Raw genomic sequence first — 24,643 nt, 5'->3', positions numbered from 1 at the left:
AAACTTCATCAACAACCGTGCTAAACATAAGTTAGAGGGTTACGAATGAAGTTTACTAAACGCAGATATTTGCTTTTTATTTATTTATACATCACTTTTTTTACTGCTTTAACAACATCATCGCTATTTGGTAGCCATTCTGCTAATAATACAGGTGAATAAGGTGCAGGAGTATCTGCCGTATTTATTTTAATTATTGGAGCATCTAAATAATCAAATGCTTCAGATTGTACTAAGTACGTAATTTCAGTGGCAACATTTCCAAAAGGCCATGCTTCTTCTAAAACAACTAAACGATTGGTTTTCTTTACAGATTTTAAAATTGCAGCTCTATCCATAGGACGAACAGTTCTTAAATCGATGATCTCACAAGAAATACCTTCTTTTTCTAATTCGTCAGCAGCTTTATAGGCTTCTTTGATGATTTTACCAAAAGATACGATAGTAACATCTGTTCCTTCACGCTTAATTTCAGCAACTCCAATAGGAATTACATATTCTCCTTCTGGTACTTCGCCTTTATCACCATACATTTGCTCGCTTTCCATAAAAATAACGGGATCGTCATCTCTAATCGCAGATTTTAATAAACCTTTAGCATCATAAGGATTTGAAGGTACAACAACTTTAAGTCCTGGAGTGTTAGCAAACCAGTTTTCAAAAGCTTGTGAGTGTGTTGCTCCTAATTGACCAGCAGAAGCTGTTGGGCCTCTAAACACGATTGGGCATTTAAATTGCCCACCAGACATTTGTCTAATTTTAGCCGCATTATTTATAATTTGGTCAATACCAACCAGAGAGAAGTTAAACGTCATGTATTCTACAATAGGACGGTTTCCTGTCATGGTAGATCCAATAGCAATACCAGCAAAACCAAGTTCTGCAATAGGAGTGTCAATAACGCGCTTAGCGCCAAATTCATCTAACATACCTTTAGATGCCTTGTATGCACCATTATATTCTGCTACTTCTTCACCCATAAGATAAACACTTTCATCTCTGCGCATTTCCTCGCTCATGGCTTCACAAATAGCTTCTCTAAATTGAATTGTCTTCATTTTCTAATTTTTATTCGAAAAACAAAAATAATAATTCTAGACTATATAATGACATTAAATTTAAGGTGAAAAAAGAAAATATTTTGAAGCTTTATGTTTTTTCTGATTTATTTGATTTTTAACTAAGACTTTTAAAATGTAGAAAGATTAAATTGTAATAGAATCAGCAAAAAATCTTCAAATTTTTGAAAAATCAATAGTTTAATACAGAAAAAATGAATTTTTCAAATATTTACTATGCATGCATAGTAAAATTCAAATTATTATTTTTATCTTCGTACTCAAGAATAAGACGTTTAAAATAAATTATTTTATATGAAAATATTAGTATGTATTAGTCATGTACCTGATACCACATCGAAGATTAATTTTACAGATGGAGATACAAAGTTTGACACTAACGGTGTTCAGTATGTTATTAATCCTAATGATGAGTTTGGTCTTACACGCGCTATGTGGTTTAAAGAAAAACAAGGTGCAAGTGTAGATGTTGTTAATGTTGGAGGAGCAGAAACTGAGCCAACTTTAAGAAAAGCTTTAGCTATAGGAGCTGATTCAGCGATTAGAGTAAATACACCAGCTACTGACGGTTATGCGGTTGCAAGACAATTAGCCAAAGTTGTTAATGATGGTGGTTACGATTTAGTTATTGCAGGTAGAGAATCTATTGATTATAATGGAGCCATGGTTCCTGGCATGTTAGCAGGAATGATTGGTGCTAATTTTGTTGCCAATTGTATTAGTTTAGAAGTTGATGGAACCAACGCAAAAGCTGTTAGGGAAATTGATGGAGGTAAAGAAACGGTTAGTACCTCATTACCTTTAGTTATTGGTGGTCAAAAAGGATTAGTTGAAGAAAGTGATCTTCGTATTCCTAATATGAGAGGTATTATGATGGCGCGTAAAAAACCGTTAACGGTTGTAGAGCCTACAGATGTTAATGCAGAAACTAAGGCAGTGAGTTTTGAAAAACCAGCTCCTAAGGGTGCCGTTAAATTGGTTGATGCCGATAATATAGACGAATTAGTAAACTTACTTCATAACGAAGCTAAAGTTATATAAAAAAACCAAATCTCAAATTCCAAAATCCAATCGCTCAGTCTTTGGGATTTGGTGCTTGAAATTTTAAATTTTAAAAAATATTATGTCAATTCTAGTATATACAGAATCCGAAAACGGAAAATTTAAAAAGGCGGCTTTAGAAGTTGTGTCTTATGCTAAAGCGGTTGCAGACCAAATGGGAACTTCAGTAACTGCTGTGGCTATTAATGCGGATAATGCAGAAGAGCTTGGTAACTACGGAGCCTCTAAAGTGCTTTTGGTAAAAGACGAATCTTTAAAAGCATTTAACGCTAAAAAATATGCAGGTATCTTAGAAGATGCTGCAAAAAATGAAGGATCAAAAGTGGTTGTCGTTAGTGCAAGCGCCAATAGTAAATATTTAGCACCATTGTTAGCAGTAGGTTTAGATGCTGGTTATGTGTCTAATGTGGTTGCAGCACCATCTAACGTATCGCCGTTTACAGTAAAACATTCGGCATTTACAAATAAAGCATTTGCCAATACAGAAATAGCTACGGATGTAAAAATTGTTGGTTTATCTAATAATTCATTCGGATTGGTAGAGTCGGGCGGCAATGCGTCAATAGAAGATTTTTCACCTTCAATTCCAGAATCTGGGGTAAAAGTTGAGTCTGTAGATAAAGCAACAGATAAAGTAAGTATTGCAGATGCGGAAATCGTTGTTTCTGGTGGTAGAGGATTAAAAGGTCCGGAAAACTGGGGAATGATTGAAGAACTTGCAGAAGTTTTAGGAGCAGCAACGGCATGTTCTAAACCTGTATCAGATTTAGGATGGAGACCACATGGAGAACACGTGGGTCAAACAGGAAAACCTGTTGCATCTAACCTTTATATTGCTATTGGTATTTCTGGAGCGATTCAGCATTTGGCTGGTATTAACTCTTCAAAAGTAAAAGTGGTAATAAATACAGATCCGGAAGCGCCTTTCTTTAAGGCTGCAGACTATGGAATTGTAGGAGATGCATTTGAAGTTGTGCCTAAATTAATAGAAAAATTAAAGGCTTTTAAAGCTGCAAACGCATAATTTTATTACCTTGTAATATTGAATACCAATTCATAAAAAAAGGATGTGGTATTAATAAGGACTGTTTAAATTTAGATTCCTCTTATTCACTTGCGTTTTATCGAAAGTATAGAGGAAATTAACCAAATCTGCACAATGCAGTTGGTAAAGTCCAAATTTAAACAGTTCTTTGTGTTTTATAAATTATGAGTTTAGTTCGTTTAAATATCAAAGGCATCTCTTACAGTCAAACCCAAAATGGTGCTTACGCTTTAATACTTAATGAAGTAGATGGTGATCGGAAACTACCAATAGTAATTGGTGCTTTTGAGGCGCAGTCTATTGCTATTGCATTAGAAAAAGAAATCCGACCTCCACGTCCCTTAACTCACGATTTATTTAAAAACTTCGCAGATCGTTTCGATATTGTTGTCAAGCAAGTGATTATTCATAAGTTGGTTGATGGTGTGTTCTACTCAAGCTTAATATGTGAACGCGATAAAATTGAAGAAATTATAGACGCTAGAACCAGCGATGCAATTGCATTAGCGCTACGTTTTCAAGCTCCAATTTTTACTTATAAAAATATTTTAGATAAAGCAGGAATCTATCTTAAAGTCAATCCTAAAAAGGAAGATGATGAAGAGCAAGATAGTATTCTTGTTGATGACCTTATTGTTGAAGAAATTGAGGCTGCATCTGCAGAGCAAGAAGGGTATAAAAATAAATCTCTCGAAGAACTCAATGAACTCTTAAATGAGGCTGTTAATAATGAAGATTATGAAAAGGCAGCCAAAGTAAGAGACGAAATTTCTAAACGCTAACTAATACCCCTCTTTTATGAATCAGTTTTTCAAGGCTTTTCTGGCTATTTTTATTGGGTTTTCATCAATAACGGCTCAGGAACTTGAGAAGACATGGGAGTCTAAAGCTCCCGAAAGTAGTTACTCTACTTTAGAGTTTAAGGACGGAGAATTTAATTTTTCTTCAAATTCAGTAAACAGTCTTAAAGGTGATTATATGTACCAAAATAACTTATTGGTACTTTATCACAACGATTCATTAAACTCAATTAAAAGATATAAAATATCAGAACTAACAGATTCTACATTAGTTTTCTCTGGTAAAGAGATGCGTTTCAATTTAGTGTCTAAAAAAGAAGAAATTATTGCGAGCCCCGAAGTTACTCTAGGGAAAATAATACCCAATCAAGGGTTTTCATTTACTAGTTTATGGAGAGGGATTTTAGGAATGGTAACTTTGATTTTCATTGCTTTTCTGTTCAGTAGTAACCGTAAAGCTATTAATTGGAAAACTGTCGGTATCGGATTAGTGTTTCAACTAGTTATAGCAATTGGAGTTTTAAAAGTAGATTTTGTAAAGACAGTTTTTGAATATATAGGGCAAGGTTTTATTGCTATTCTTGGATTTACCCAAGCAGGTAGTGAATTTCTATTTGGTGGGATGTTAGATATCAACTCTTTTGGGTTTATTTTTGCGTTTCAAGTATTACCAACCATTATATTCTTCTCAGCTTTAACCTCTGTTCTATTCTATTTAGGGCTCATACAGAAAGTTGTAAAAGGTATGGGGTGGTTATTATCTAAGGTTCTTGGAATTTCTGGTCCAGAAAGTTTAAGTGTTGCAGGTAATATTTTCTTAGGTCAAACGGAAGCACCTTTATTGATTAAGGCGTATTTGGAGAAAATGAATAAGTCCGAAATTCTGTTAGTTATGATTGGTGGAATGGCAACTGTTGCAGGTGCTGTTTTAGCCGCTTATATTGGCTTTTTAGGAGGTGAAGATGAAGCGTTACAATTATTTTATGCGAAGCATTTATTGGCAGCTTCAGTAATGGCAGCGCCAGGAGCGATAGTCATTTCAAAAATATTATTCCCTCAAACAGAAGATGTCAATACAGACGTTACCGTATCACAAGAAAAGATAGGTTCTAATATTTTAGAAGCTATAGCTAACGGAACAACGGAAGGTTTACGATTAGCGGTTAATGTTGGTGCAATGTTATTAGTATTTGTTGCTTTTATTGCTATGATAAATGGAATCCTTGGAGGTCTTGCGGGATTTGATGGTTTTACCATTGCGGTCTTAAATATAGATTGGCATTTTACGTCTCTAAATGAAATTATAGCAGGTAATACGCCATACGACAGTTTATCATTAGAATTTCTTTTAGGGTATTTATTTGCCCCATTAATGTGGCTTATAGGTGTGGCGTCTGAAGATATGGCTTTGATGGGACAGTTGCTTGGAATTAAACTAGCGGCAAGTGAGTTTATCGGTTATATACAATTGGCTGATTTAAAAAATGCAGCGAACGCAACCCATCTTACGTATGAAAAGTCTATTATTATGGCCACTTATATGTTATGTGGTTTTGCCAACTTCGCATCTATAGGTATTCAAATTGGAGGTATTGGTTCTTTAGCACCAGGACAGCGTACACAATTGTCTAAATTTGGAATGAAAGCTTTAATCGGTGGAACAATTGCTTCTTTAATTTCTGCGACTATTGCGGGAATGATTATTGGGTAACAGAATCATTAAAAAAGAATATTTCACATATACAAAAGCATCAGATATCACATTTGATGCTTTTTTTCTTATTTTCGTATTGCTGATAATCTAATCAGTAATTTAGAATTACAGTAAAGTTTAATTAAAAGAGATTCCCACTTTCGTGGGAAATGTTATGAAGCAATATCACGATTTAGTAAAGCATATTTTAGCAGAAGGAAACGAAAAAGGAGATCGTACTGGTACTGGAACAAAAAGTGTTTTTGGTTACCAAATGCGTTTCGATTTAAGTGAAGGATTTCCAATGGTAACGACCAAAAAGTTACATTTAAAATCTATAATATATGAATTGCTTTGGTTCTTAAAAGGCGATACTAATATCGATTATCTTACTGAAAATGGTGTAAAAATATGGAATGAATGGGCGGATGAAAATGGGGACCTTGGACCCGTTTATGGTCATCAATGGCGAAATTGGGCTAGTGAAGAAATCGATCAGATTAAAGAAGTCATTACAACTTTAAAGAATAATCCAAATAGCCGTAGAATGTTAGTTTCGGCTTGGAATCCGTCAGTGTTACCAGATACGTCTAAATCTTTTTCAGAAAACGTAGCTAATGGAAAAGCGGCTTTGCCTCCTTGCCATGCCTTTTTTCAATTTTATGTAGCTGATGGAAAATTATCTTGTCAACTCTACCAGCGAAGTGCAGATACGTTTTTAGGCGTGCCGTTTAATATTGCATCTTACGCCTTATTTACTATGATGATGGCTCAGGTTTGTGGCTATGAAGCAGGTGATTTTATCCATACGTTTGGTGATGCTCATATTTATAATAATCATAAGGAGCAACTAGAATTGCAATTGTCGAGAGAGATTAGACCGTTGCCTAAAATGATATTAAATCCAGAAGTAAAAGATATTTTCGACTTTAAATTTGAAGATTTTACATTGGTAGATTACAACCCACATCCACATATTAAAGGTAAAGTGGCAATATAAGTTTAGTACATGAAATACTTTTTTACTTTTATTATATTTCTAGGTAGTTTGTTATTATGTGCTCAAGAAGAGGTGCCTAAACAGTCTGAATTAGATTCTATAGCGGCTACAAATGATATAAAAAGCTTTAATATTGTTGAAGATGTTCCTATATATAAAGGGTGTGAAAATAGTAAGACATATTCTAAAAAAAAGGAATGTTTAAATCAAAAGTTAGGTGAGTTTTTTAAAGAAAATTTCAACACAATACTACCAGACGATTCTAAAGTCCCTTCAGGAAAAGTTAGAATATTAGTTGCATTTAACGTTGATGAACAAGCCAATATTGTTGATGGTACAGCAGAAGGCCCAAATAAATATTTGGAAAATGAAGCATTACGTGTTTTAAAATTACTGCCAAAGTTCGCATCACCTGGCTATTTTAGGGGTGAACCGATTGAAGTACCTTTCTCTTTTCCTATAGTCGCGATTGTAAGTAATAAAAATGATCAAATAACAGATGTAACCTATCCGGTGTATAGAGGCTGTAGTGAAGAGTTAAGTTTTGAGGAGACTAAACAATGTACTTCAGATAAAATTATAGATTATCTTAAAGTGAGTTTTAATTATGAACTCGCAGATAAGGCCTTTCCAACGGATTTAACCACTAAATTTTTTGTAGAGTTTGTGATTAATAAAAAGGGGAGAACCGAGCAAATTAATGTTAAGGCACACCATAAAGCTATTGCTGTAGATGTGATTCAGCTTATAAAACGAATGCCAAAATTTAAAGCACCAGGATCGAGCGATGGAAAACCTGTTGAGACACGTTTTAGTGCTTTAGTGAATATTAGGTTGTTAGGGTAAACAAAAAAAGCATCTCGAACTAAATCGAGACGCTTTTAAAATGTTTTTATTTTATAGAAAAAACCTATAAATTGATTACACAATTTTCTTCTCCTGCAAATGCGTTGAATGCATAAGAATCTGCTTGATCATCATTGATGTACGCACCATCAACCAAGTATCTAAACTCATAAGTTGTACCTTTAGCTAAATCTAAAGTGCCTTTAAAAGTTCCGTTCTTTTGTTTTTTTAATTCAGTAGCTTCAGTATTCCACTCGTTAAAGCTTCCAACAACTGCTACATTTTTTGCCTCTTTTGCAGGAACAGAAAATGTTACTTTACAAACAGGTTTAGACTTTAAATACTGTTTTTTTATTGCCATAATAATAAATTTTAATAATAGAATTAATTATAAAACAAAAATAGAAAAGAATACAGTACTTGTAAATGTTTAATTGTCTAAAAACTAAAGATTTATGAATTTAATAATATTGGATTCAATTAATCATATTCTACGTAAAATTTCTATGCTTATTTTAATAGATTAATAACAAAAGAACTTATTCATATTGTATTGATTTTCAGTGATATCGTTTTCGAAAAGAAAAAAGTAGAAAACGGCTAAAATCTCCCAATCGATTTAGTGAAAATAAAGTATCTTTATCTTATTAAATTACGATTATGTTCGGCAAAAAAAAACAAGTTACAACCATAGATAAAGATCAATTAGAGCTCATTGAAAATGCTCAAAAACGCATCAAGCAAAAGAAGCGATTGTATGTTCATTTCGTCATCTTTTTAATTGGTGCCGTCTTTTTAATTTTAGCAAATACCGTTTTAAAAATTGGAGAAACTTTTAAACCTGCTGGTATTGATTGGTTTGTATATGCGATTTTAGCATGGTTTTTTCTGTTTATTTATCACTTTGTAAGTGTTTTTATTACCAATAAATTTATGGGTAAAGACTGGGAAAAGCAACAACTTGAAAAGCTAGTAAATCAACAACAAGCACGCATAGATAAGTTAAAACAGAACCTTGTTAAAGAGGAGACTAAAATTGCTCAGACGCAAGCGTATACAGAAACGAGTAAAAAAGAAACCACACCACAAAAAAAAAAGACTTCTGAGTTAACCATTATTGTGGCTGCAGGTGAAGATAATGCTATTGGGAAAGACAACGATTTAATCTGGCACCTAAGTGACGATCTTAAACATTTTAAATCATTAACTAACGGTCATCATATTATTATGGGACGTAAAACGTTTGAAAGCTTCCCGAAACCGTTACCAAACCGTACTCATATTGTTATTACAAGGCAAGACGGCTATAAAGTTCCCAGTGATGTTATTGTTGTTAATTCACTTCATGATGCTTTAGACGCAGCGAGATCAGATAAACAACCATTTATTATTGGAGGAGGTGAAATCTATAAGCAATCCATGCCTTTGGTAGATAAACTTGAGATAACACGCGTACATGCTGAGTTTGAAAATGCCGACACGTTTTTCCCAGAAATTGATGACACTGTATGGAAAGAAGTCAATAGAACAACGCATGATGCTGATGAAAAGCATGCGTATGCGTTTTCATTTATTACGTATTTAAGAAAGTAAAAATTTAAAATATTGACTTAATTTTAAGAACTGCTTATAATAAAACACCCTAACTTAATTTTAAGTTAGGGTGTTTTATTATATATTATAATGATATAAAATCTAAACTATTTCAAAAGCAGCTTTTACCTTATCAACATAGTCTAACTTTTCCCAAGTAAATAACTCTACGTCTAATGTAATAGGTTCACCATTCGGTTGCTCAAATGATTTAGTAACCACTTCGTTCTGTCTTCCCATGTGACCATAAGCCGCAGTTTCGCTATACATTGGTTGACGTAATTTTAAACGTTCTTCAATAAAAGCTGGTCGCATATCAAATAGAGTTTCAACGGTTTTTGCAATCTCACCATCTGTTAAATTAAAATGACAAGTTCCATAAGTATCAACAAAAATACCCATTGGTTTAGCAACGCCAATAGCATAAGAAACTTGCACTAGAATTTGGTCACATAAACCTGCAGCAACTAAGTTCTTAGCAATATGTCTTGTTGCGTAAGCCGCACTTCTATCTACTTTACTTGGATCTTTTCCAGAGAAAGCTCCTCCACCATGTGCACCTTTTCCTCCGTAAGTATCCACAATAATCTTACGACCTGTTAAGCCAGTATCACCATGAGGTCCACCAATTACAAATTTCCCTGTTGGGTTAATGTGATAAGTAATATCATCATTAAATAAGTCTTGAATGTGCTCCGGTAACTTAGCAATAACCCTAGGAATTAAGATTTCAATAATCTCTTTTCTGATTTTAGCTAACATTTCATCATCTGCAGCTGCAACATCAGCTTTAGATTGTGATTTAGGTGATACAAAATCATCATGCTGTGTAGATACTACGATAGCGTCAATACGTTGTGGTACGTTATCATCACTATATTCTATGGTAACCTGACTTTTAGAATCTGGTCTTAAGTATTTAATGTCTTTATTCTCGCGACGTATCTCAGCTAATTCTTTTAGAATTCTGTGAGATAGGTCTAAAGCTAAAGGCATATAATTTTCGGTTTCGTTGGTTGCATAACCAAACATCATACCTTGGTCACCAGCACCTTGCTCTTCTTTTGAGGCTCTATCTACACCACGATTAATTTCTTCAGATTGCTCATGAATGGCAGAAAATACTCCACAAGAATTGCCATCAAACATATAAGCACTTTTAGTGTAGCCTATTTTGTTAATGGTATCTCTTGCTATTTTCTGTACATCAAGATACGTGTTAGATTTAACTTCACCAGCAAGAACAACTTGTCCTGTAGTTACTAAAGTTTCGCAAGCAACTTTCGATTCTGGATCAAAAGCTAAAAAGTTATCGATTAGAGCATCACTAATTTGATCTGCTACTTTGTCTGGGTGTCCTTCAGATACACTTTCTGAAGTAAATAAATATGGCATATGTCCTATGTTTAGGTTATATTAAATCTACGGAAAAATTTCAGATTGCTTGGTCGCTAGAGAAGTAGAAAACTTACTGCTTTAGCATTTTTTGTTTCAGCAGAATAAAATTCCGCGTCAGAGGTTGCAATCAGATCAAATTTTTCCTCTCAATTTTTGATGGTACAAAAGTAGAAAAATTATATGGAATGAAATTTTAATTCCCTTTTTTTATGAATTTATTAGGTTTTGATGTATTCTGAAGTACAATTTAGTATTCGAAGTTTATAAAAAAGTGCTAGATTTACATCATGCTTTCAAAGAAAACAAAATACGGAATAAAAGCCTTGGTACACTTGGCAAGACAGAAAGATCGTGTTCCTGTTCAAATATCTACAATTTCAAAAACAGAAAATATATCTCAAAAATTTCTGGAAAGTATATTATTAACCTTAAGAAAAAACGGATTATTGGGGTCTAAAAAAGGAAAAGGTGGAGGATACTACTTATTAAAGGATCCAAAAGAAATTCCTATGACAACAGTGATGCGATTATTAGAAGGTCCGATTGCAATGGTGCCGTGTGTGAGTTTAAATTTTTATGAAAAGTGCGATGACTGCTTGGATGAAGACGCTTGCGCTGTAAATAAATTAATGCTCAAAGTACGCGATAATACACTCGAAATATTCCGTAATACAACCTTAGCTGATTTGTCTAATTAGCATATTCTTATTTTTTTTATCCTTTTTTTTCGAAATTATTAGGTCTTAAACTGTAATTAATTTCTATGTTTGCATTATCCTACTAAATCCATAGGGTAAAAGGATTATAAAATTAATAACAATTATGAATCGTGTATTACAAGCAGATTTAAGTTTAGAAAATGATAAACAAGAATCTAATACTACTCAAGAAAATATTAAGCGAAGCATCGTAAAAACTATAAGTTGGAGAGTTGTTGGCACATTAGCAACAGTAACCATTTCTTATCTAGTTACCGGGACTTTGGCCTTAGCATTTTCAATTGGAGGTATAGAATTAGTATCTAAAATGGTGCTTTATTTCTTTCATGAACGTACTTGGAATTCTATAAAATGGGGAAAATGATAGACATAGATATAGACGTTTGGAACAAAAAATTACGAGATAAAACTCCGAATGAAATTGCAGAATGGGCTTTAAAGTTGTCTGATAATAAGATTGTGACAACTAGTTTTGGAATCTATTCTTCGGTTTTATTGAGCACAATGTCTCAACTCGATAAAGATATAAAAGTAGTGTGGTGCGATACCTTATATAATCAACCAACAACTTACGAACATGCTTCTAAGTTGATCGAAAAATATAAACTTAATATTCTAAAGTATCAAAGTTTATATACTAGAGAAGAGATTGATTCAACCATTGGATTACCAAGTTTAGAAGATGACAATCATGCGGTTTTTTCAGAAGCTGTAAAGTTAGAGCCATTTAGACGTGCCTTAAAAGAACAGAATCCTGATGTATGGTTTACCAATATCAGAGTAAGACAAACAGAATATAGAGATAAGAAAAATATTTTAAGCTATAGTAAGGATGGTATTCTTAAAGTGAGTCCGTTTTATTATTGGAGCGATTCGGATTTAGATCAATATATAGAGGAAAACCAATTAGCGAAAAACAACTATTATTTCGATCCTATAAAAGCACTTCTCAATAGAGAATGTGGTATACATTTTCAATAAATAGAACAGATGCAGAGTTTTAGAACAGAATTAGAAAATCCAGTAGTACAAAAGGATATCCTTGAATTAGCCAATAAAATTGAGCTTTTTCAAAAGGGGAAAATTGACGAAGAAAAATTCAGAAGCCTTCGTTTGGCTAGAGGAATTTATGGTCAACGCCAAGAAGGTGTACAAATGATTAGAATCAAATTACCTTATGGTAAAGTCTTGAGTCATCAATTGCGCCGTATTGCTGAAGTTTCAGATGAATATTCTAGAAGTCGATTGCATATTACAACACGTCAAGATATTCAAATTCATTACGTGGATATTAATAGAACACCAGAACTTTGGGCAGAATTGGAGCGCGATGATGTCACTATTAGAGAAGCTTGTGGTAATACGGTTAGAAATGTCACAGCATCTGAAACAGCCGGTATTGACACTAACGAACCTTTTGATGTCTCTCCTTATGCAGATGCCTTATTCAAGTTCTTTTTACGGAATTCTGTTTGTCAAGAAATGGGTCGAAAGTTTAAAGTATCCTTTTCAGCATCAGATGAAGATACAGGGTTATCGTACATGCATGATTTAGGTTTTATCGCCAAAATTGAAAATGGAGTTAAAGGTTTTAAGGTAATGTTAGGTGGCGGATTAGGATCACAACCAAGACATGCCGATTTGTTTTATGAATTTTTACCGTCAGATAAAATTATTCCGTTGATGGAAGGAGTTCTGCGAGTGTTCGATCGTTATGGAGAACGTAAAAGTAGAGCCAAAGCACGACTTAAATTCCTCATTAAAGATTTAGGATTAGACGCGTTTAAAGTCTTGGTTGAAGACGAACAAAATGCCATAGAATTTAAATCAGTAACGATTGATACTTCAAATTATAAGGTATCAAAACCAGTTTCTGTAACGGCTCCAAATGTAGAAATTAAACATACGGAGGCGTATAATTTATGGAAATCGACCAATGTAATTCCTCAAAAACAAGAGGGGTATGTTGCCATTGGAATCAAAGTTTTATTGGGTGATTTCTACACTGATAAAGCACGCTTATTAGCCGATTTGGTTGAGCACTATGCTGCAGGTGAATTGCGATTGAGTTTACGTCAGAACATCTTAATCCCTTTTGTAAAAGAAGATTTGTTGCCATTTTTTTATGTTGAATTAGAGAAGTTAGGTTTCGTTGAAGCGGGTTATAATAAAGCTGTCGATATAACAGCATGTCCTGGTACTGATACTTGCAACTTAGGGATTGCAAGTAGTACAGGGATAGCCGAAGAATTAGAACGTGTTATTAAAACGGAGTACCCTCAATATCTCGAAAATTCTGATTTAATGATTAAAATCAGTGGTTGTATGAATGCTTGTGGACAACATAATATGGCAAATATTGGTTTTCAAGGCATGTCAATTCGGACGAAAGATAAATTAGTAGCTCCGGCATTGCAAGTGCTTTTAGGAGGTGGAAACTTAGGAAACGGAAATGCGTATTTTGCTGATAAGGTGGTTAAAATTCCGAGTAGAAGAGGACCAGACGCTTTAAGAAGAATACTAAACGATTTTGAAGCAAATGCGGAAGGCAAACAATTCGTCGACTATTACAAAGAAAAAGGCGAAAAGTATTTCTATCACTTGTTAACGGATTTATCGGACACTGAAAATTTGACTCAAGAAGATTTTATTGATTGGGGAACAGAAGAACAATATGTAAAAGCCATCGGAATAGGTGAGTGTGCCGGAGTTGTTATCGATTTAATCGCCACACTATTTCTAGAAAGCGATGAGAAAATTGAAGAATCAAAAGAGGCGTATACTAACAAAGTATATTCGAGTGCGATTTATGAAGCGTATCGTTCTATGGTAAATTCAGCAAAAGCCATTTTGCTTTCAGAAAATATCAGCACTAACACCCAAGCTGGTATTATTTCACAGTTTGATGAACTTTTTGTAGAAACTAAAAAAATAGAATTAGGAACATCTTTTTCAGATCTTATTTATCAAATCAAAGTATTTCCGCCAACTAAAGACTTTGCCAATAATTATATAAACGCAGCAGAACAATTTTTAAAAAGTGTCAGAGCTTTTAGAGATAGACAAGTTGTTGCATAAAATAAAGAGTATGACACCAAGATTAACCATAGTAGGCGCAGGCCCAGGAGATGTAGATTTAATTACTGTAAAGGCCATTAAAGCCATAAAGTCTGCAGATGTCATTATGTATGATGCACTTGTAAATGTAGAATTGTTACAATATGCCGCGCCAAATACAGAGTTAATTTTTGTTGGTAAACGAAAAGGGTGTTATGCGTATCAGCAAAATCAAATTAACGAATTAATAGTGCAACGCGCTTTAAGATTTGGTCATGTGGTGCGTTTAAAAGGAGGTGATCCTTTTATTTTTGGTCGTGGTGCAGAAGAATTAGATTATGCTAAAGAATATGCCATTGAAGTGGCTATTGTTCCAGGTATTTCATCATCGGCTGCAGTGCCAGCGTATCAAGGTATTCCATTAACGAAGCGGAATGCCGCTGAAAGTTTTTGGGTCATTACAGGAACCACAAAATCTCATGAAATTTCTGGAGATATTGCTTTAGCAGCAAAATCGACAGCTACTGTGGTTATTTTAATGGGAATGAGTAAACTTTCTGAAATTGTTCAAATTTTTTCTAAGGAAGGAAAGTCTGAAACAGCTATTGCTATTATTCAAAATGGAACAAGACCAAATGAAAATGTAGGTATTGGTAAAATGTCTAATATCGAAGCTATTGTTAAAGACAAACAATTATCTAATCCTGCAATTATTATTATCGGCGAAGTTGTAAATCAGCGCGTCGATCTCACAGATATTTATACTAAAGCAGATTTAGCACAGTATAATATACAAAAACAAACGGCTTAGTTATGGAACGGAATAATTTATATCCCATCTTTTTAAAAGCTAAAAACCTCAATGTTTTGATTGTGGGAGGTGGCAATGTCGCAGAAGAAAAACTAACGTTTCTTTTAAAATCGAGTCCAGATGCAAATGTCACTATGGTATCACCAATGTATAGGGAAGGAACGATTGCAATTGCTAACACCGGAAACGTAAAACGTGTTGACGATATTTATAAAAACGGCTATTTAAAAGGGCATCATATGGTGATTGCAACAACAGATCAGCCCGAAGTAAATATCAAAATATATAAGGATTGTCGCTCGCAAAACAAATTGGTTAATGTGGCAGACAACCCGCCATATTGTGATTTTTATATGGGAGGCATCGTCACAAAAGGCAATGTAAAAGTGGCGATTTCCACTAATGGACAATCACCAACTACAGCCAAACGATTACGTCAGTTTTTTGAAGATGTCATACCAGAAAATATTGATGATTTAGTAAAGAATCTCAATATATATAGAAAAACAATTAAAGGAGACTTCGAGCAGAAAGTTGAAAAATTAAACGAATTCACTAAAGGTTTAGTCGAAAAAATGTAGATTATGATTACAACAGATATACTTATTATAGGAGCAGGACCAACAGGTTTATTTACAGTATTTGAAGCTGGATTGCTAAAATTAAAGTGCCATTTAATTGATGCATTGCCCCAACCTGGTGGTCAATGCTCCGAATTATATCCTAAGAAACCGATTTATGATATTCCGGGATTTCCTGAAATTTTAGCCGGTGATTTAACCGCTAATTTATTAGAACAAGGCAAACAATTTCAACCTGGTTTTACTTTAGGTGAACGTGCAGAAACCATTGAGACTTTAGAGGACGGTAGTTTTATTGTAACGACAAACAAAGGCACACAACATCACGCTCCAATTATAGCTATTGCTGGTGGTTTAGGAAGTTTTGAGCCAAGAAAACCACAATTAGAAAATATCACTATCTATGAAGATAACGGTTTAGCATATTTTATTAAAGATCCAGAAGTGTATCGCGATAAAAAAGTGGTAATTGCAGGCGGAGGAGATTCTGCTTTAGACTGGAGTATTTTCTTAGCAGATGTCGCTTCAGAAGTGACTTTGGTTCACCGACGAAATGAATTTAGAGGGGCTTTAGATTCTGTAGAACGTGTTCAAGAATTAAAATTGCTCAACAAAATAAACATCATTACACCAGCTGAAATTACAGGACTTCACGGTGAGCATAAAATTGAAGGAGTAGCGGTGACTAAAGATGGAGACACTCAAATTATAGAGGCAGATGCTTTTATTCCACTCTTTGGTTTATCACCAAAATTAGGGCCAATTGGAGATTGGGGATTGGAGATTGAAAAGAATGCAATTAAGGTAGATACAGTAGATTACCAAACGAATATTCCCGGTATATATGCCATAGGCGATGTCAATACCTATGAAGGAAAATTAAAATTAATTCTTTGTGGTTTTCATGAAGCCACCTTAATGTGTCAATCAGCATACAAAAGATTAAATCCAGGAAAGAAATTTGTTCTAAAATATACAACCGTAAGTGGTATAAATGGTTTTGATGGTACAAGAAAAGAATCACCAAAAGCAGTCGTAAAGGCAATAGTATAATGCAAGATGTTACCATTCATATTACGGACCGATATGGTGAAAAGCACACCATTTTAGCTCCAACAGACATGGCCATGAATTTAATGGAGGTAATACGTTCTTATGAGTTGGCACCAGAAGGAACAATCGGAATTTGTGGTGGTATGGCAATGTGTGCCTCTTGTCAATGTTATGTGAACTCAGCGCATAAGTTAAATACAATGGAAGACGAAGAAGAGGCGATGTTATCTGAAGCTTTTAATGTAAAAGATAATAGCAGACTGAGTTGTCAAATTCCGATTTCAGATATTTTAAATGGCTTAGAAATAGAATTGGCGCCAGAGTCCTAAAAGGGATTAAATAGATAACAATTTCTTAGGTTTTAATTAACAGAAGAATATTCATTTAGTTAGATATTTGCACTTTATTATTAAGCCCGTAATCATGAAATTAATAAATAAGTATAAATCAGATTTTAGATTTGCTTTGCAACTTTTAGTGTTAACAGCCATAGCGTTAATCGCTACTTTGTTTGTGTAAAGTCCTGTCCCTTACCTAAGTGTCTAATTGTAATTATTGACTATTTTTGCACCTCAATAATTGCCAATGCGAAATCTGTTATCTTCAATTTTATTACTAATGTCTATAGTGCTCTATGGACAACAAGAAAAAGATAATACATACTTTGATCTCAATTATTTTGCTGGCAATATCGCACTTCACAATAACAGTATTGCACACTTAATAAAAGGCCATCCAGAAGGTTTTATTTTTAGTTGGAATAAAAAAACATTTGGAAACGAAGCTTGGGAACAACGTTATAATTATCCAGATTATGGGGCATCTTTTATTTATCAAGATTTAAAAAATGAGACATTAGGTGATAATTATGGTCTCTACGCGCACTATAATTTTTATTTTTTTAAACGTAATGCCATGTTGCGGATAGGACAGGGATTAAGTTATTCTACTAATCCTTATGATAAGATTGAAAACCCAAAGAATGTAGCTTTTGGATCTGATATTTTAAGTTCAACCTATGTAATGCTTAATTATAAAAAAGAGCGAATTTTTAATCGTTTTGGTATTCAAACGGGTGTTACTTTAATACATTATTCTAACGCCAATGTTAAGGCACCCAACACAAGTGTAAATACTATAGCTTTCAATTTGGGACTAAACTATCAACTAGAGGCGGAGGAAAATGAATTTGTTGAAACTGTTGATGAAGAAAAATTCACCGAAAACATAAAATATAATTTTGCGTTTAGATCTGGGATCAATGAAAGTGATGTCATTGGTAGTGGGCAATTTCCATTTTATGTATTATCTGGTTATGCAGACAAACGCTTAAGCCATGTAAGTGCCATTCAGTTTGGTGCAGATGTGTTTTTCTCCAACTTTTTAAAAGAATTGATCTATTACCAATCCGTTTCACTTCCTGAAGAAAATGTAAGTGGAGATGAAGATTATAAACGTGTCGGACTTTTTGTGGGACATGAATTATTTATCAATAGAATGTCGGTAGAATCACAATTAGGTTATTATGTGTATTATCCATTTGATTTTGAAGGTAGAACGTATATAAGAATAGGTTTAAAACGGTACTTCGGAAAAAATCTTTTCGGCGCCGTAACCTTGAAATCACATGGTGCAAAAGCAGAAGCTGTAGAATTCGGAATAGGCGTTAGATTATGAGAAAATTAGTTTACATATTTAGCTTGTTCATATTAGCTTGTAATAGCGAAGATGCTAACAATTGTTTTCAAACATCAGGAAGCATCATTCAACAAGAGGTTTCAATATCTAGTTTTCAACGTATTCTTGTTCATAAAGATGTTGAACTAATTATTAAAGAGGGCCCAGATTATAAAGTCACAATTGAAACGGGTGAAAATTTAATGAACGATGTTACAGTGGAAGTGGTTGGAGATCGATTGATTTTAACGGATAATAATTCCTGTAACTATGTAAGAGATTATGGTATTACCAAAATATATGTGGAAACACCTACGCTTACTGAAATAAGAACATCTACACAATATGATATTTCTTCAGATGGGATTTTAAATTATGAAACGTTGACTTTGATTTCCGAAGACTATAATGAAGAAAATGAATTTACCGTTGGTGATTTTAGGCTCAATATTAATTCTGAAAGTCTGAATATAGAATCCAATAACCTGTCATTTTTTTATATTGAAGGCGCAGTAGATGATTTGTTTGTAGGGTTTTATGCAGGTGCTGGTCGTTTTGAAGGTGAAAATTTATGGGCGGATAACGTCCATGTTTACCATCGCGGAAGTAATGATATAGTTGTTAATCCTCAGCAAACGTTAACAGGGAATCTTAGAGGTACAGGCGATTTAATTTCAGTTAATGAACCAGCAATTGTAGATGTTGAGATTATCTATACTGGACGTTTGATGTTTCAATAATTAATTAAGAACTCAGTAAAATTACTAATACAACACTAATTGCTAGAAAACCGATGTGTTTGTTCCAATTCTCGCTAAAAACGGTTCCGAAACTTTTGGTTCCTAAGAAATAACACCAACGTAAAGAGGTTCCTATAAGTTTTGGTAAAGATTCAAAAATTGCTGTAAAAACAAACTCAATTATAACCTCCACCGTTTAACTATTTCGTTAATTCTTGAAATAAACTCTCTAAGCTCGCATTCTTCTGATTTAATTGTAGAATTTTTAATTCATTATCGTGTGCAAAATCAAATACATGTGAGCGCATATCGTCTTTTGTAGAAAAGGTAATTTCATAAACAAAGCCGTACGTGTTTTTTACAGATTTTACTTTTGGTAGCCTTAAAAGAAAAGCATCTTCAACTCTAAAGTCAAATTCAACAATCACTATTTGTTCTTGGCCATCTCGTAAATCTTTCAAATATTTATCGGCAACCACTTCTCCCTTATTAATGATAATTACACGGTCGCACATGGCTTCAACTTCTTGCATAATATGCGTAGATAAAAACACTGTTTTTTCTTTACCTATGCTTTTGATGAGGTTTCTTATGTCTACTAATTGATTAGGATCTAAACCCGTTGTAGGCTCGTCTAAAATTAACACATCAGGATTGTGCAACAACGCATTTGCCAAACCAACACGTTGTCTGTAACCTTTAGAAAGTTGACTTATTTTTTTGTGAGCTTCTGGCTTTAATCCCGTTAATTCTATAACCTCTTCAATGCGCGATTTAGGCGTGCCATAAACATTCGCGTTAAAATTCAAATATTCTTTAACGTACAAATCGGTGTAAAGCGGATTGTGCTCTGGTAAATACCCAACACTACTTTGTACATTCTTCTTTTCTGAAGTCACGTCAAACCCATTTACACTTGCAGAACCTTCAGAAGCTTCAATATAAGTGGTTAAGATTTTCATCATAGTGGACTTTCCAGCACCATTTGGACCCAGAAAACCAACGATTTCTGCATCATTTACCTTAAAAGAAACATTGTTAAGTGCTTTCTGATCTTTGTATAATTTGGTAATGTTTGAAACTTCGATTGACATACAGATATAATTTATTCAAAAATAGTTAATTCCGAATATTGTAATGCAATTATTGTTAATTCTTTAAAACTTTGCAATTATTTGGAAAAAACTAATTCAACAATTTTGATTTGTGAAAATAATAATTACATTAGCCCTATAATTAAAGATTTCCACTGATGTGGAAAATGAATATGAACATATCTAGAGCATATTATAACTGGTTTTATTTCTTTTTTAGCTAAAGGAACGAGACTGAGTATGTTTTATTTAAAATATAGTTTTAAAAGTCTCGATTTAATCGGGACTTTTTTTATGCCAATTTTTTAGAAGTTGATAACTGTTGAACTGTTTTTAGAATATAATAAGATTAATAAATTTTGAAGAAACCAATTGCAATACAGGGAATTAAAGGATCATTTCATCACGAAGTTGTTCAGCATTATTTTAATGGTGAAGTTGAGGTTGTGGAATGTATGACTTTTGATAGTGTTATTGATACACTACTAGAGGAGCAAACGGATGAAATTGTAATGGCTTTAGAAAATTCTATTGCAGGATCAATTATTCCTAATTATGCGTTAATTGATAATCATAATTTAAGTATTGTTGGTGAATGCTATTTAGATATTCAGCATAGTTTAATGGCGCTAAGTAATCAATCTATTGAGGATATTTTAGAGGTACATTCACACCCTATGGCTTTATTACAATGTAAGGTGTTTTTTAGAGAGTATCCGCATATAAAATTGGTGGAAGCTAAAGATACAGCTGATGTTGCAAAACAAATTTCAGAGCAAAATTTAAAAGGTATTGCAGCCATAGCGAGTAAAAATGCGGCAGCATTATATGGTCTTAATGTTTTAGCAGAAAGTATTCAGACTATAAAACATAACGAAACGCGTTTTGTTATTGTGAGACGTGAAAATAATCATACTGATAACGCTCATATTAATAAAGCATCTTTAAAGTTTGAATTAGATCATAAACGCGGCAGTTTAGCAGCTTTGTTAAATGTGTTGAGTGATTGTAAACTGAACCTTACCAAAATACAATCATTACCAAAAATTGATACCCCTTGGAAATATGCGTTTTTCGTGGATGTTACTTTTACGGATTATAAAGATTACGATAAGGCGAAGTCTATTATAGGCTTAATGGCAGAGAATTTTAAAATATTGGGAGAATATAAAAATGCAAGACAATGATAGAAGTTGCAAAACGATTACAAAATGTTGAAGAATACTACTTTTCTAAGAAGTTAAGAGAAGTGGCGCTTTTAAAATCTCAAGGCAAACCCATTATTAATTTAGGTATTGGGAGTCCAGATTTAGAGCCACCTTTTAAAGCGTCTATGTTGCTTCAAGATAGTTTAATAGATGAAAAAGCACACCAATATCAAAGTTATCAGGGCTTGCCAGAACTGAGAGAAGGAATTGCAAACTTTTATAAAACGCATTACGAGGTTAATTTAAGTTCGCAAACAGAAGTATTGCCTTTAATGGGAAGCAAGGAAGGTATAATGCATATTTCTATGGCTTTTTTAAATAAAGGTGATAAAGTGTTGATTCCTAATCCTGGGTATCCAACATATGCATCGGTAACTAAACTTTTGGAAGCAAAGCCGGTATTTTACGACTTAAAGGAAGATAATAATTGGGAACCAGATTTTGCTGCTTTAGAGCGTTTAGATTTAAAACGAGTTAAAATTATGTGGATTAACTATCCGCACATGCCAACAGGTGCAAACGCAACTAATAAATTTTATGATAAGGTGATTGCCTTTGGAAAACGACACGATATTTTAATAGTAAACGACAATCCGTATAGTTTTATTCTGAATGATAAACCCGTAAGTATTTTAAGATACAAGGATGCCAAAGATGTCTGTTTGGAGCTAAATTCATTGAGCAAAACCTTTAATATGGCGGGCTGGCGTGTTGGGATGTTAGTTGGTAATTACGATTTTATAAGTGCTGTTTTGCGCGTAAAAAGTAACATGGATTCGGGTATGTTTTATGGCATACAAAAAGGAGCTATTGAAGCTTTAAAATGTTCGGAAATGTGGTTTAAAAGTTTAAATAGTGTCTATCAAAGGCGAAGAGCATTGGTATGGAAATTAGCCAAAGGACTTAATTGTACTTATGATGAGCATGCTTCCGGGTTGTTTGTTTGGGCAAAATTACCACCACATTTAAAATCTGAAGAATTTACAGATTTAGTATTAAAAGAGCATTCTATATTTATTACGCCAGGAACTGTGTTTGGCAGTAATGGAGAAGGCTATGTAAGGTTTTCATTATGTGCGTCAGAAGACGTCATTGAAGAGGCTATTGCGAGAGTATAATTAATAAGCAGTGAGAATTAAAAAGTTAAAAGTGAATAATATTTTTATCATAGGAGTAGGATTAATTGGAGGAAGCTTTGCGTTGGATATAAAAGCGTTGCATCCAGAATGTAAGGTTTTTGGTATTGATACAACTGAAGCACATCTTGAAGAGGCTTTGCAATTAGGAGTTATTGATGAAAAAGCAAATTTTGAAGATTTAAATAAAGCAGAAATTGTAATTATAGCGATTCCGGTAGACGCAACTTTAGAGGTTTTACCTAAAGTTTTAGAGCATGTTTCAGATGATACTATTGTCTTTGATGCAGGTTCTACTAAAGAAGATATTTGCGATATAGTAAGAAATCATCCGAAGCGAAGAAATTATTTAGCAGTGCATCCTATTGCTGGTACAGAGCATTCTGGACCAAAAGCAGCGATTCACGGCTTATATAAAAACAAGACGAATATTATATGTGAAGTTGAGGAAACAGCCTTCAAACTTCAAGAAAAAGCATTAAAGTTGTTTTCAGATTTAGGAATGCGTATCCGTTATATGAATCCTAAAGCACACGATAAGCATATTGCTTATGTGTCACATTTATCGCATATCAGTGCGTTTATGTTAGGTAAAACGGTGATTGATAAAGAAAGAAATGAACGCGATATTTTTGATATGGCAGGCAGTGGATTTGCAAGTACGGTGCGTTTAGCAAAAAGTTCGCCAGCGATGTGGACACCAATTTTTAAGCAAAACAAAGCTAATGTTATAGAGACTTTAGATGAATATATTGATAATCTAAAGCATTTTAAACAGCTGATGGAAGACAATGATTTTGAAGCTGTTTATAACGAAATGGAAAAAACAAATCACATAAAAGATATATTAAACGGAATACAATAGTAATTAAGAATAAAAGCAAAAATGGAAAACAAGAAAGAAATGAGAACTTGGTTGGATGATATGAATCTAGATCATCCATTAGTAATTGCAGGTCCTTGCAGTGCAGAAACAGAAGAGCAAGTATTAAGAATAGCACACGAGCTAAAAGATACTGATGTTAATTACTATAGAGCAGGTATTTGGAAACCAAGAACACGTCCAGGTAATTTTGAAGGAGTAGGAGCTTTAGGTCTAAAATGGTTACAAAAAGTTAAGGCAGAAACAGGAATGAAAACCTGTACAGAAGTTGCAAACGCAGCGCATGTAAAATTAGCCTTAGAGTATGATGTAGATTTATTATGGATTGGAGCACGTTCTACAGTGAGTCCATTTATAATGCAAGAAATAGCTGATGCCTTAGAAGGCACTGATAAAATTGTATTAGTTAAAAATCCAGTAAATCCAGATTTATCGTTATGGCTAGGAGGTATTGAAAGGTTATATTCTGCAGGAATTAAAAATTTAGGAGCCATACATAGAGGATTCTCAACGTATGAAAAATCGAAATATAGAAATATACCAGAATGGCAATTGGCGATTGAGTTTCAAAACAGATTTCCAGATTTACCTTTAATTAATGACCCTTCTCATATTACAGGAAATAGAGATATGATTTTAGAAGTGTCTCAAACGGCTTTAGATCTTAATTTTGACGGCTTAATGATCGAAACGCATTTCGATCCTGAAAATGCATGGAGTGATGCTGCACAGCAGGTAACACCAAGTAGTCTTGTTCAGATTATGAAAGATTTGAAGATTAGAAAAGAATCAGATCCTGAAGCAGAATACAACTCTGAACTTAATAATTTAAGAGCTCAGATAGATGTTGTAGATAACCAGATTATTGATTTGTTAGGCAAACGTATGAAAGTTGCTGATGGTATCGGGTTACTTAAGAAAGAAAAGAATGTTGCCGTGTTACAAAATAAACGTTGGAACGAAATCTTAGGTAAAATGGTATTAGAAGGAGATGAAAGAGGGCTGAGCGAAGAATTTATTTTAAAAATGTTTAAAGCGATTCACCAAGAATCAATTATCCATCAAGAAAAGATTATAAATAACTAAATAAAAAAAGAGGTCGTCTAAAAACAATTTAGGCGACCTTTTAATTTTTAATCATGTTGGTTTTATTGTTAAGATACTTGAT

At 33.7% G+C, this 24,643-nt stretch carries 25 protein-coding genes; 21 read left to right on the top strand and 4 right to left on the bottom strand.

Going from position 1 to position 24,643, the window contains the following annotated elements; translation table 11 throughout:
• Positions 1-80: 80 nt before the first annotated feature.
• Positions 81-1,058, bottom strand: coding sequence for a pyruvate dehydrogenase complex E1 component subunit beta (locus HM984_RS14540; RefSeq protein WP_179349673.1), 978 nt, complete (start codon positions 1,056-1,058; stop codon positions 81-83).
• A 315-nt stretch (positions 1,059-1,373) separates the two neighbouring features.
• On the opposite strand from HM984_RS14540, the gene HM984_RS14535 reads away from it, so the two are divergent.
• From HM984_RS14535 to HM984_RS14510, 6 genes are all read left to right on the top strand, one after another.
• Positions 1,374-2,120, top strand: a complete 747-nt coding sequence (locus HM984_RS14535; RefSeq protein ID WP_179349672.1) for an electron transfer flavoprotein subunit beta/FixA family protein — start codon at positions 1,374-1,376, stop codon at positions 2,118-2,120.
• A gap of 82 nt (positions 2,121-2,202) precedes the next feature.
• Positions 2,203-3,165 (top strand): electron transfer flavoprotein subunit alpha/FixB family protein, encoded by a 963-nt coding sequence (locus HM984_RS14530; protein WP_115812206.1) that lies wholly within the window; start codon positions 2,203-2,205, stop codon positions 3,163-3,165.
• Positions 3,166-3,350: 185 nt separating this feature from the next.
• Positions 3,351-3,968, top strand: a complete 618-nt coding sequence (locus HM984_RS14525; protein ID WP_115812208.1) for a bifunctional nuclease family protein — start codon at positions 3,351-3,353, stop codon at positions 3,966-3,968.
• A 16-nt stretch (positions 3,969-3,984) separates the two neighbouring features.
• Positions 3,985-5,697 (top strand): NupC/NupG family nucleoside CNT transporter, encoded by a 1,713-nt coding sequence (locus tag HM984_RS14520; RefSeq protein WP_179349671.1) that lies wholly within the window; start codon positions 3,985-3,987, stop codon positions 5,695-5,697.
• Positions 5,698-5,854: 157 nt separating this feature from the next.
• Positions 5,855-6,679 (top strand): thymidylate synthase, encoded by an 825-nt coding sequence (locus HM984_RS14515; protein ID WP_115812212.1) that lies wholly within the window; start codon positions 5,855-5,857, stop codon positions 6,677-6,679.
• 9 nt (positions 6,680-6,688) lie between these two features.
• The gene (locus HM984_RS14510; RefSeq protein WP_179349670.1) at positions 6,689-7,525 is read left to right on the top strand and encodes an energy transducer TonB; all 837 of its coding nucleotides are present in this window, start codon (positions 6,689-6,691) and stop codon (positions 7,523-7,525) included.
• A 64-nt stretch (positions 7,526-7,589) separates the two neighbouring features.
• Here HM984_RS14510 and HM984_RS14505 read toward each other — a convergent pair whose 3' ends face one another.
• Entirely contained in the window at positions 7,590-7,886 is a 297-nt protein-coding gene (locus HM984_RS14505; RefSeq protein WP_115812216.1) for an isoamylase early set domain-containing protein, read from the bottom strand.
• Positions 7,887-8,185: 299 nt separating this feature from the next.
• On the opposite strand from HM984_RS14505, the gene HM984_RS14500 reads away from it, so the two are divergent.
• Positions 8,186-9,118 carry a dihydrofolate reductase gene (locus tag HM984_RS14500; RefSeq protein ID WP_179349669.1) on the top strand — a complete coding sequence of 311 codons (933 nt, stop codon included), beginning with the start codon at positions 8,186-8,188 and terminating at the stop codon, positions 9,116-9,118.
• Between the two features lie 102 nt (positions 9,119-9,220).
• Here the strand turns inward: HM984_RS14500 and metK are convergent, their stop codons facing one another.
• The gene (metK, locus tag HM984_RS14495) at positions 9,221-10,513 is read right to left on the bottom strand and encodes a methionine adenosyltransferase (RefSeq protein WP_179349668.1); all 1,293 of its coding nucleotides are present in this window, start codon (positions 10,511-10,513) and stop codon (positions 9,221-9,223) included.
• Between the two features lie 290 nt (positions 10,514-10,803).
• On the opposite strand from metK, the gene HM984_RS14490 reads away from it, so the two are divergent.
• The 10 genes from HM984_RS14490 (at position 10,804) to HM984_RS14445 (ending at position 19,154) form a co-directional block, all read left to right on the top strand.
• Positions 10,804-11,214: an RrF2 family transcriptional regulator gene (locus HM984_RS14490; protein WP_115812222.1), complete on the top strand. Its 411-nt coding sequence runs from the start codon at positions 10,804-10,806 to the stop codon at positions 11,212-11,214.
• Positions 11,215-11,338: 124 nt separating this feature from the next.
• Positions 11,339-11,599, top strand: coding sequence for a DUF2061 domain-containing protein (locus HM984_RS14485; protein WP_092470317.1), 261 nt, complete (start codon positions 11,339-11,341; stop codon positions 11,597-11,599).
• Positions 11,596-12,216, top strand: a complete 621-nt coding sequence (locus HM984_RS14480; protein ID WP_179349667.1) for a phosphoadenosine phosphosulfate reductase domain-containing protein — start codon at positions 11,596-11,598, stop codon at positions 12,214-12,216. The genes HM984_RS14485 and HM984_RS14480 overlap by 4 nt, the downstream gene beginning before the upstream one ends.
• A gap of 9 nt (positions 12,217-12,225) precedes the next feature.
• Positions 12,226-14,313 (top strand): ferredoxin-like domain-containing protein, encoded by a 2,088-nt coding sequence (locus HM984_RS14475; protein ID WP_179349666.1) that lies wholly within the window; start codon positions 12,226-12,228, stop codon positions 14,311-14,313.
• Positions 14,314-14,323: 10 nt separating this feature from the next.
• On the top strand, positions 14,324-15,103 hold the full coding sequence (gene cobA / locus HM984_RS14470; RefSeq protein ID WP_115812228.1) for a uroporphyrinogen-III C-methyltransferase: 780 nt from the start codon (positions 14,324-14,326) through the stop codon (positions 15,101-15,103).
• Positions 15,104-15,105: 2 nt separating this feature from the next.
• Positions 15,106-15,684 carry a precorrin-2 dehydrogenase/sirohydrochlorin ferrochelatase family protein gene (locus tag HM984_RS14465; RefSeq protein ID WP_115812230.1) on the top strand — a complete coding sequence of 193 codons (579 nt, stop codon included), beginning with the start codon at positions 15,106-15,108 and terminating at the stop codon, positions 15,682-15,684.
• 3 nt (positions 15,685-15,687) lie between these two features.
• Entirely contained in the window at positions 15,688-16,737 is a 1,050-nt protein-coding gene (locus HM984_RS14460; RefSeq protein ID WP_179349665.1) for an NAD(P)/FAD-dependent oxidoreductase, read from the top strand.
• A complete protein-coding gene (locus tag HM984_RS14455) occupies positions 16,737-17,066 on the top strand; it encodes a 2Fe-2S iron-sulfur cluster-binding family protein (RefSeq protein WP_179349664.1) in 330 nt (109 codons plus the stop codon). The genes HM984_RS14460 and HM984_RS14455 overlap by 1 nt, the downstream gene beginning before the upstream one ends.
• Before the next feature lie 256 nt (positions 17,067-17,322).
• Positions 17,323-18,414 carry an acyloxyacyl hydrolase gene (locus HM984_RS14450; RefSeq protein ID WP_179349663.1) on the top strand — a complete coding sequence of 364 codons (1,092 nt, stop codon included), beginning with the start codon at positions 17,323-17,325 and terminating at the stop codon, positions 18,412-18,414.
• A complete protein-coding gene (locus HM984_RS14445; protein WP_179349662.1) occupies positions 18,411-19,154 on the top strand; it encodes a head GIN domain-containing protein in 744 nt (247 codons plus the stop codon). Before HM984_RS14450 ends, HM984_RS14445 begins: the two co-directional genes overlap by 4 nt.
• Positions 19,155-19,354: 200 nt before the next feature.
• Here HM984_RS14445 and gldA read toward each other — a convergent pair whose 3' ends face one another.
• Positions 19,355-20,248, bottom strand: a complete 894-nt coding sequence (gene gldA, locus HM984_RS14440) for a gliding motility-associated ABC transporter ATP-binding subunit GldA (protein ID WP_179349661.1) — start codon at positions 20,246-20,248, stop codon at positions 19,355-19,357.
• Positions 20,249-20,607: 359 nt separating this feature from the next.
• Here gldA and HM984_RS14435 point away from each other — a divergent pair, with 359 nt between their 5' ends.
• Genes HM984_RS14435 through HM984_RS14420 form a run of 4 tightly spaced genes read left to right on the top strand, consistent with a single transcriptional unit; the run spans position 20,608 to position 24,561 of the window.
• Positions 20,608-21,435 (top strand): prephenate dehydratase, encoded by an 828-nt coding sequence (locus tag HM984_RS14435; RefSeq protein ID WP_179349660.1) that lies wholly within the window; start codon positions 20,608-20,610, stop codon positions 21,433-21,435.
• Positions 21,432-22,574 (top strand): pyridoxal phosphate-dependent aminotransferase, encoded by a 1,143-nt coding sequence (locus tag HM984_RS14430; protein ID WP_179349659.1) that lies wholly within the window; start codon positions 21,432-21,434, stop codon positions 22,572-22,574. The genes HM984_RS14435 and HM984_RS14430 overlap by 4 nt, the downstream gene beginning before the upstream one ends.
• A 31-nt stretch (positions 22,575-22,605) precedes the next feature.
• Positions 22,606-23,457, top strand: a complete 852-nt coding sequence (locus tag HM984_RS14425) for a prephenate dehydrogenase (protein WP_179349658.1) — start codon at positions 22,606-22,608, stop codon at positions 23,455-23,457.
• 21 nt (positions 23,458-23,478) lie between these two features.
• Positions 23,479-24,561, top strand: coding sequence for a bifunctional 3-deoxy-7-phosphoheptulonate synthase/chorismate mutase type II (locus HM984_RS14420; RefSeq protein ID WP_115812248.1), 1,083 nt, complete (start codon positions 23,479-23,481; stop codon positions 24,559-24,561).
• Positions 24,562-24,643: the final 82 nt, after the last annotated feature.

Origin of the sequence: Winogradskyella pacifica, from assembly GCF_013403915.1 — a bacterium.
Classification (GTDB): Bacteria; Bacteroidota; Bacteroidia; order Flavobacteriales; family Flavobacteriaceae; genus Winogradskyella; species Winogradskyella pacifica.
This window is presented reverse-complemented; position numbering and strand designations above follow the sequence as displayed.

What these genes read in the sequence shown, in the direction of transcription:
- HM984_RS14540 (WP_179349673.1), bottom strand. Translation starts at nt 1,058, where the DNA reads ATGAAGACAATTCAATTTAGAGAAGCTATTTGTGAAGCCATGAGCGAG.
- HM984_RS14535 (WP_179349672.1), top strand. Translation starts at nt 1,374, where the DNA reads ATGAAAATATTAGTATGTATTAGTCATGTACCTGATACCACATCGAAG.
- HM984_RS14530 (WP_115812206.1), top strand. Translation starts at nt 2,203, where the DNA reads ATGTCAATTCTAGTATATACAGAATCCGAAAACGGAAAATTTAAAAAG.
- HM984_RS14525 (WP_115812208.1), top strand. Translation starts at nt 3,351, where the DNA reads ATGAGTTTAGTTCGTTTAAATATCAAAGGCATCTCTTACAGTCAAACC.
- HM984_RS14520 (WP_179349671.1), top strand. Translation starts at nt 3,985, where the DNA reads ATGAATCAGTTTTTCAAGGCTTTTCTGGCTATTTTTATTGGGTTTTCA.
- HM984_RS14515 (WP_115812212.1), top strand. Translation starts at nt 5,855, where the DNA reads ATGAAGCAATATCACGATTTAGTAAAGCATATTTTAGCAGAAGGAAAC.
- HM984_RS14510 (WP_179349670.1), top strand. Translation starts at nt 6,689, where the DNA reads ATGAAATACTTTTTTACTTTTATTATATTTCTAGGTAGTTTGTTATTA.
- HM984_RS14505 (WP_115812216.1), bottom strand. Translation starts at nt 7,886, where the DNA reads ATGGCAATAAAAAAACAGTATTTAAAGTCTAAACCTGTTTGTAAAGTA.
- HM984_RS14500 (WP_179349669.1), top strand. Translation starts at nt 8,186, where the DNA reads ATGTTCGGCAAAAAAAAACAAGTTACAACCATAGATAAAGATCAATTA.
- metK (WP_179349668.1), bottom strand. Translation starts at nt 10,513, where the DNA reads ATGCCATATTTATTTACTTCAGAAAGTGTATCTGAAGGACACCCAGAC.
- HM984_RS14490 (WP_115812222.1), top strand. Translation starts at nt 10,804, where the DNA reads ATGCTTTCAAAGAAAACAAAATACGGAATAAAAGCCTTGGTACACTTG.
- HM984_RS14485 (WP_092470317.1), top strand. Translation starts at nt 11,339, where the DNA reads ATGAATCGTGTATTACAAGCAGATTTAAGTTTAGAAAATGATAAACAA.
- HM984_RS14480 (WP_179349667.1), top strand. Translation starts at nt 11,596, where the DNA reads ATGATAGACATAGATATAGACGTTTGGAACAAAAAATTACGAGATAAA.
- HM984_RS14475 (WP_179349666.1), top strand. Translation starts at nt 12,226, where the DNA reads ATGCAGAGTTTTAGAACAGAATTAGAAAATCCAGTAGTACAAAAGGAT.
- cobA (WP_115812228.1), top strand. Translation starts at nt 14,324, where the DNA reads ATGACACCAAGATTAACCATAGTAGGCGCAGGCCCAGGAGATGTAGAT.
- HM984_RS14465 (WP_115812230.1), top strand. Translation starts at nt 15,106, where the DNA reads ATGGAACGGAATAATTTATATCCCATCTTTTTAAAAGCTAAAAACCTC.
- HM984_RS14460 (WP_179349665.1), top strand. Translation starts at nt 15,688, where the DNA reads ATGATTACAACAGATATACTTATTATAGGAGCAGGACCAACAGGTTTA.
- HM984_RS14455 (WP_179349664.1), top strand. Translation starts at nt 16,737, where the DNA reads ATGCAAGATGTTACCATTCATATTACGGACCGATATGGTGAAAAGCAC.
- HM984_RS14450 (WP_179349663.1), top strand. Translation starts at nt 17,323, where the DNA reads ATGCGAAATCTGTTATCTTCAATTTTATTACTAATGTCTATAGTGCTC.
- HM984_RS14445 (WP_179349662.1), top strand. Translation starts at nt 18,411, where the DNA reads ATGAGAAAATTAGTTTACATATTTAGCTTGTTCATATTAGCTTGTAAT.
- gldA (WP_179349661.1), bottom strand. Translation starts at nt 20,248, where the DNA reads ATGTCAATCGAAGTTTCAAACATTACCAAATTATACAAAGATCAGAAA.
- HM984_RS14430 (WP_179349659.1), top strand. Translation starts at nt 21,432, where the DNA reads ATGATAGAAGTTGCAAAACGATTACAAAATGTTGAAGAATACTACTTT.
- HM984_RS14420 (WP_115812248.1), top strand. Translation starts at nt 23,479, where the DNA reads ATGGAAAACAAGAAAGAAATGAGAACTTGGTTGGATGATATGAATCTA.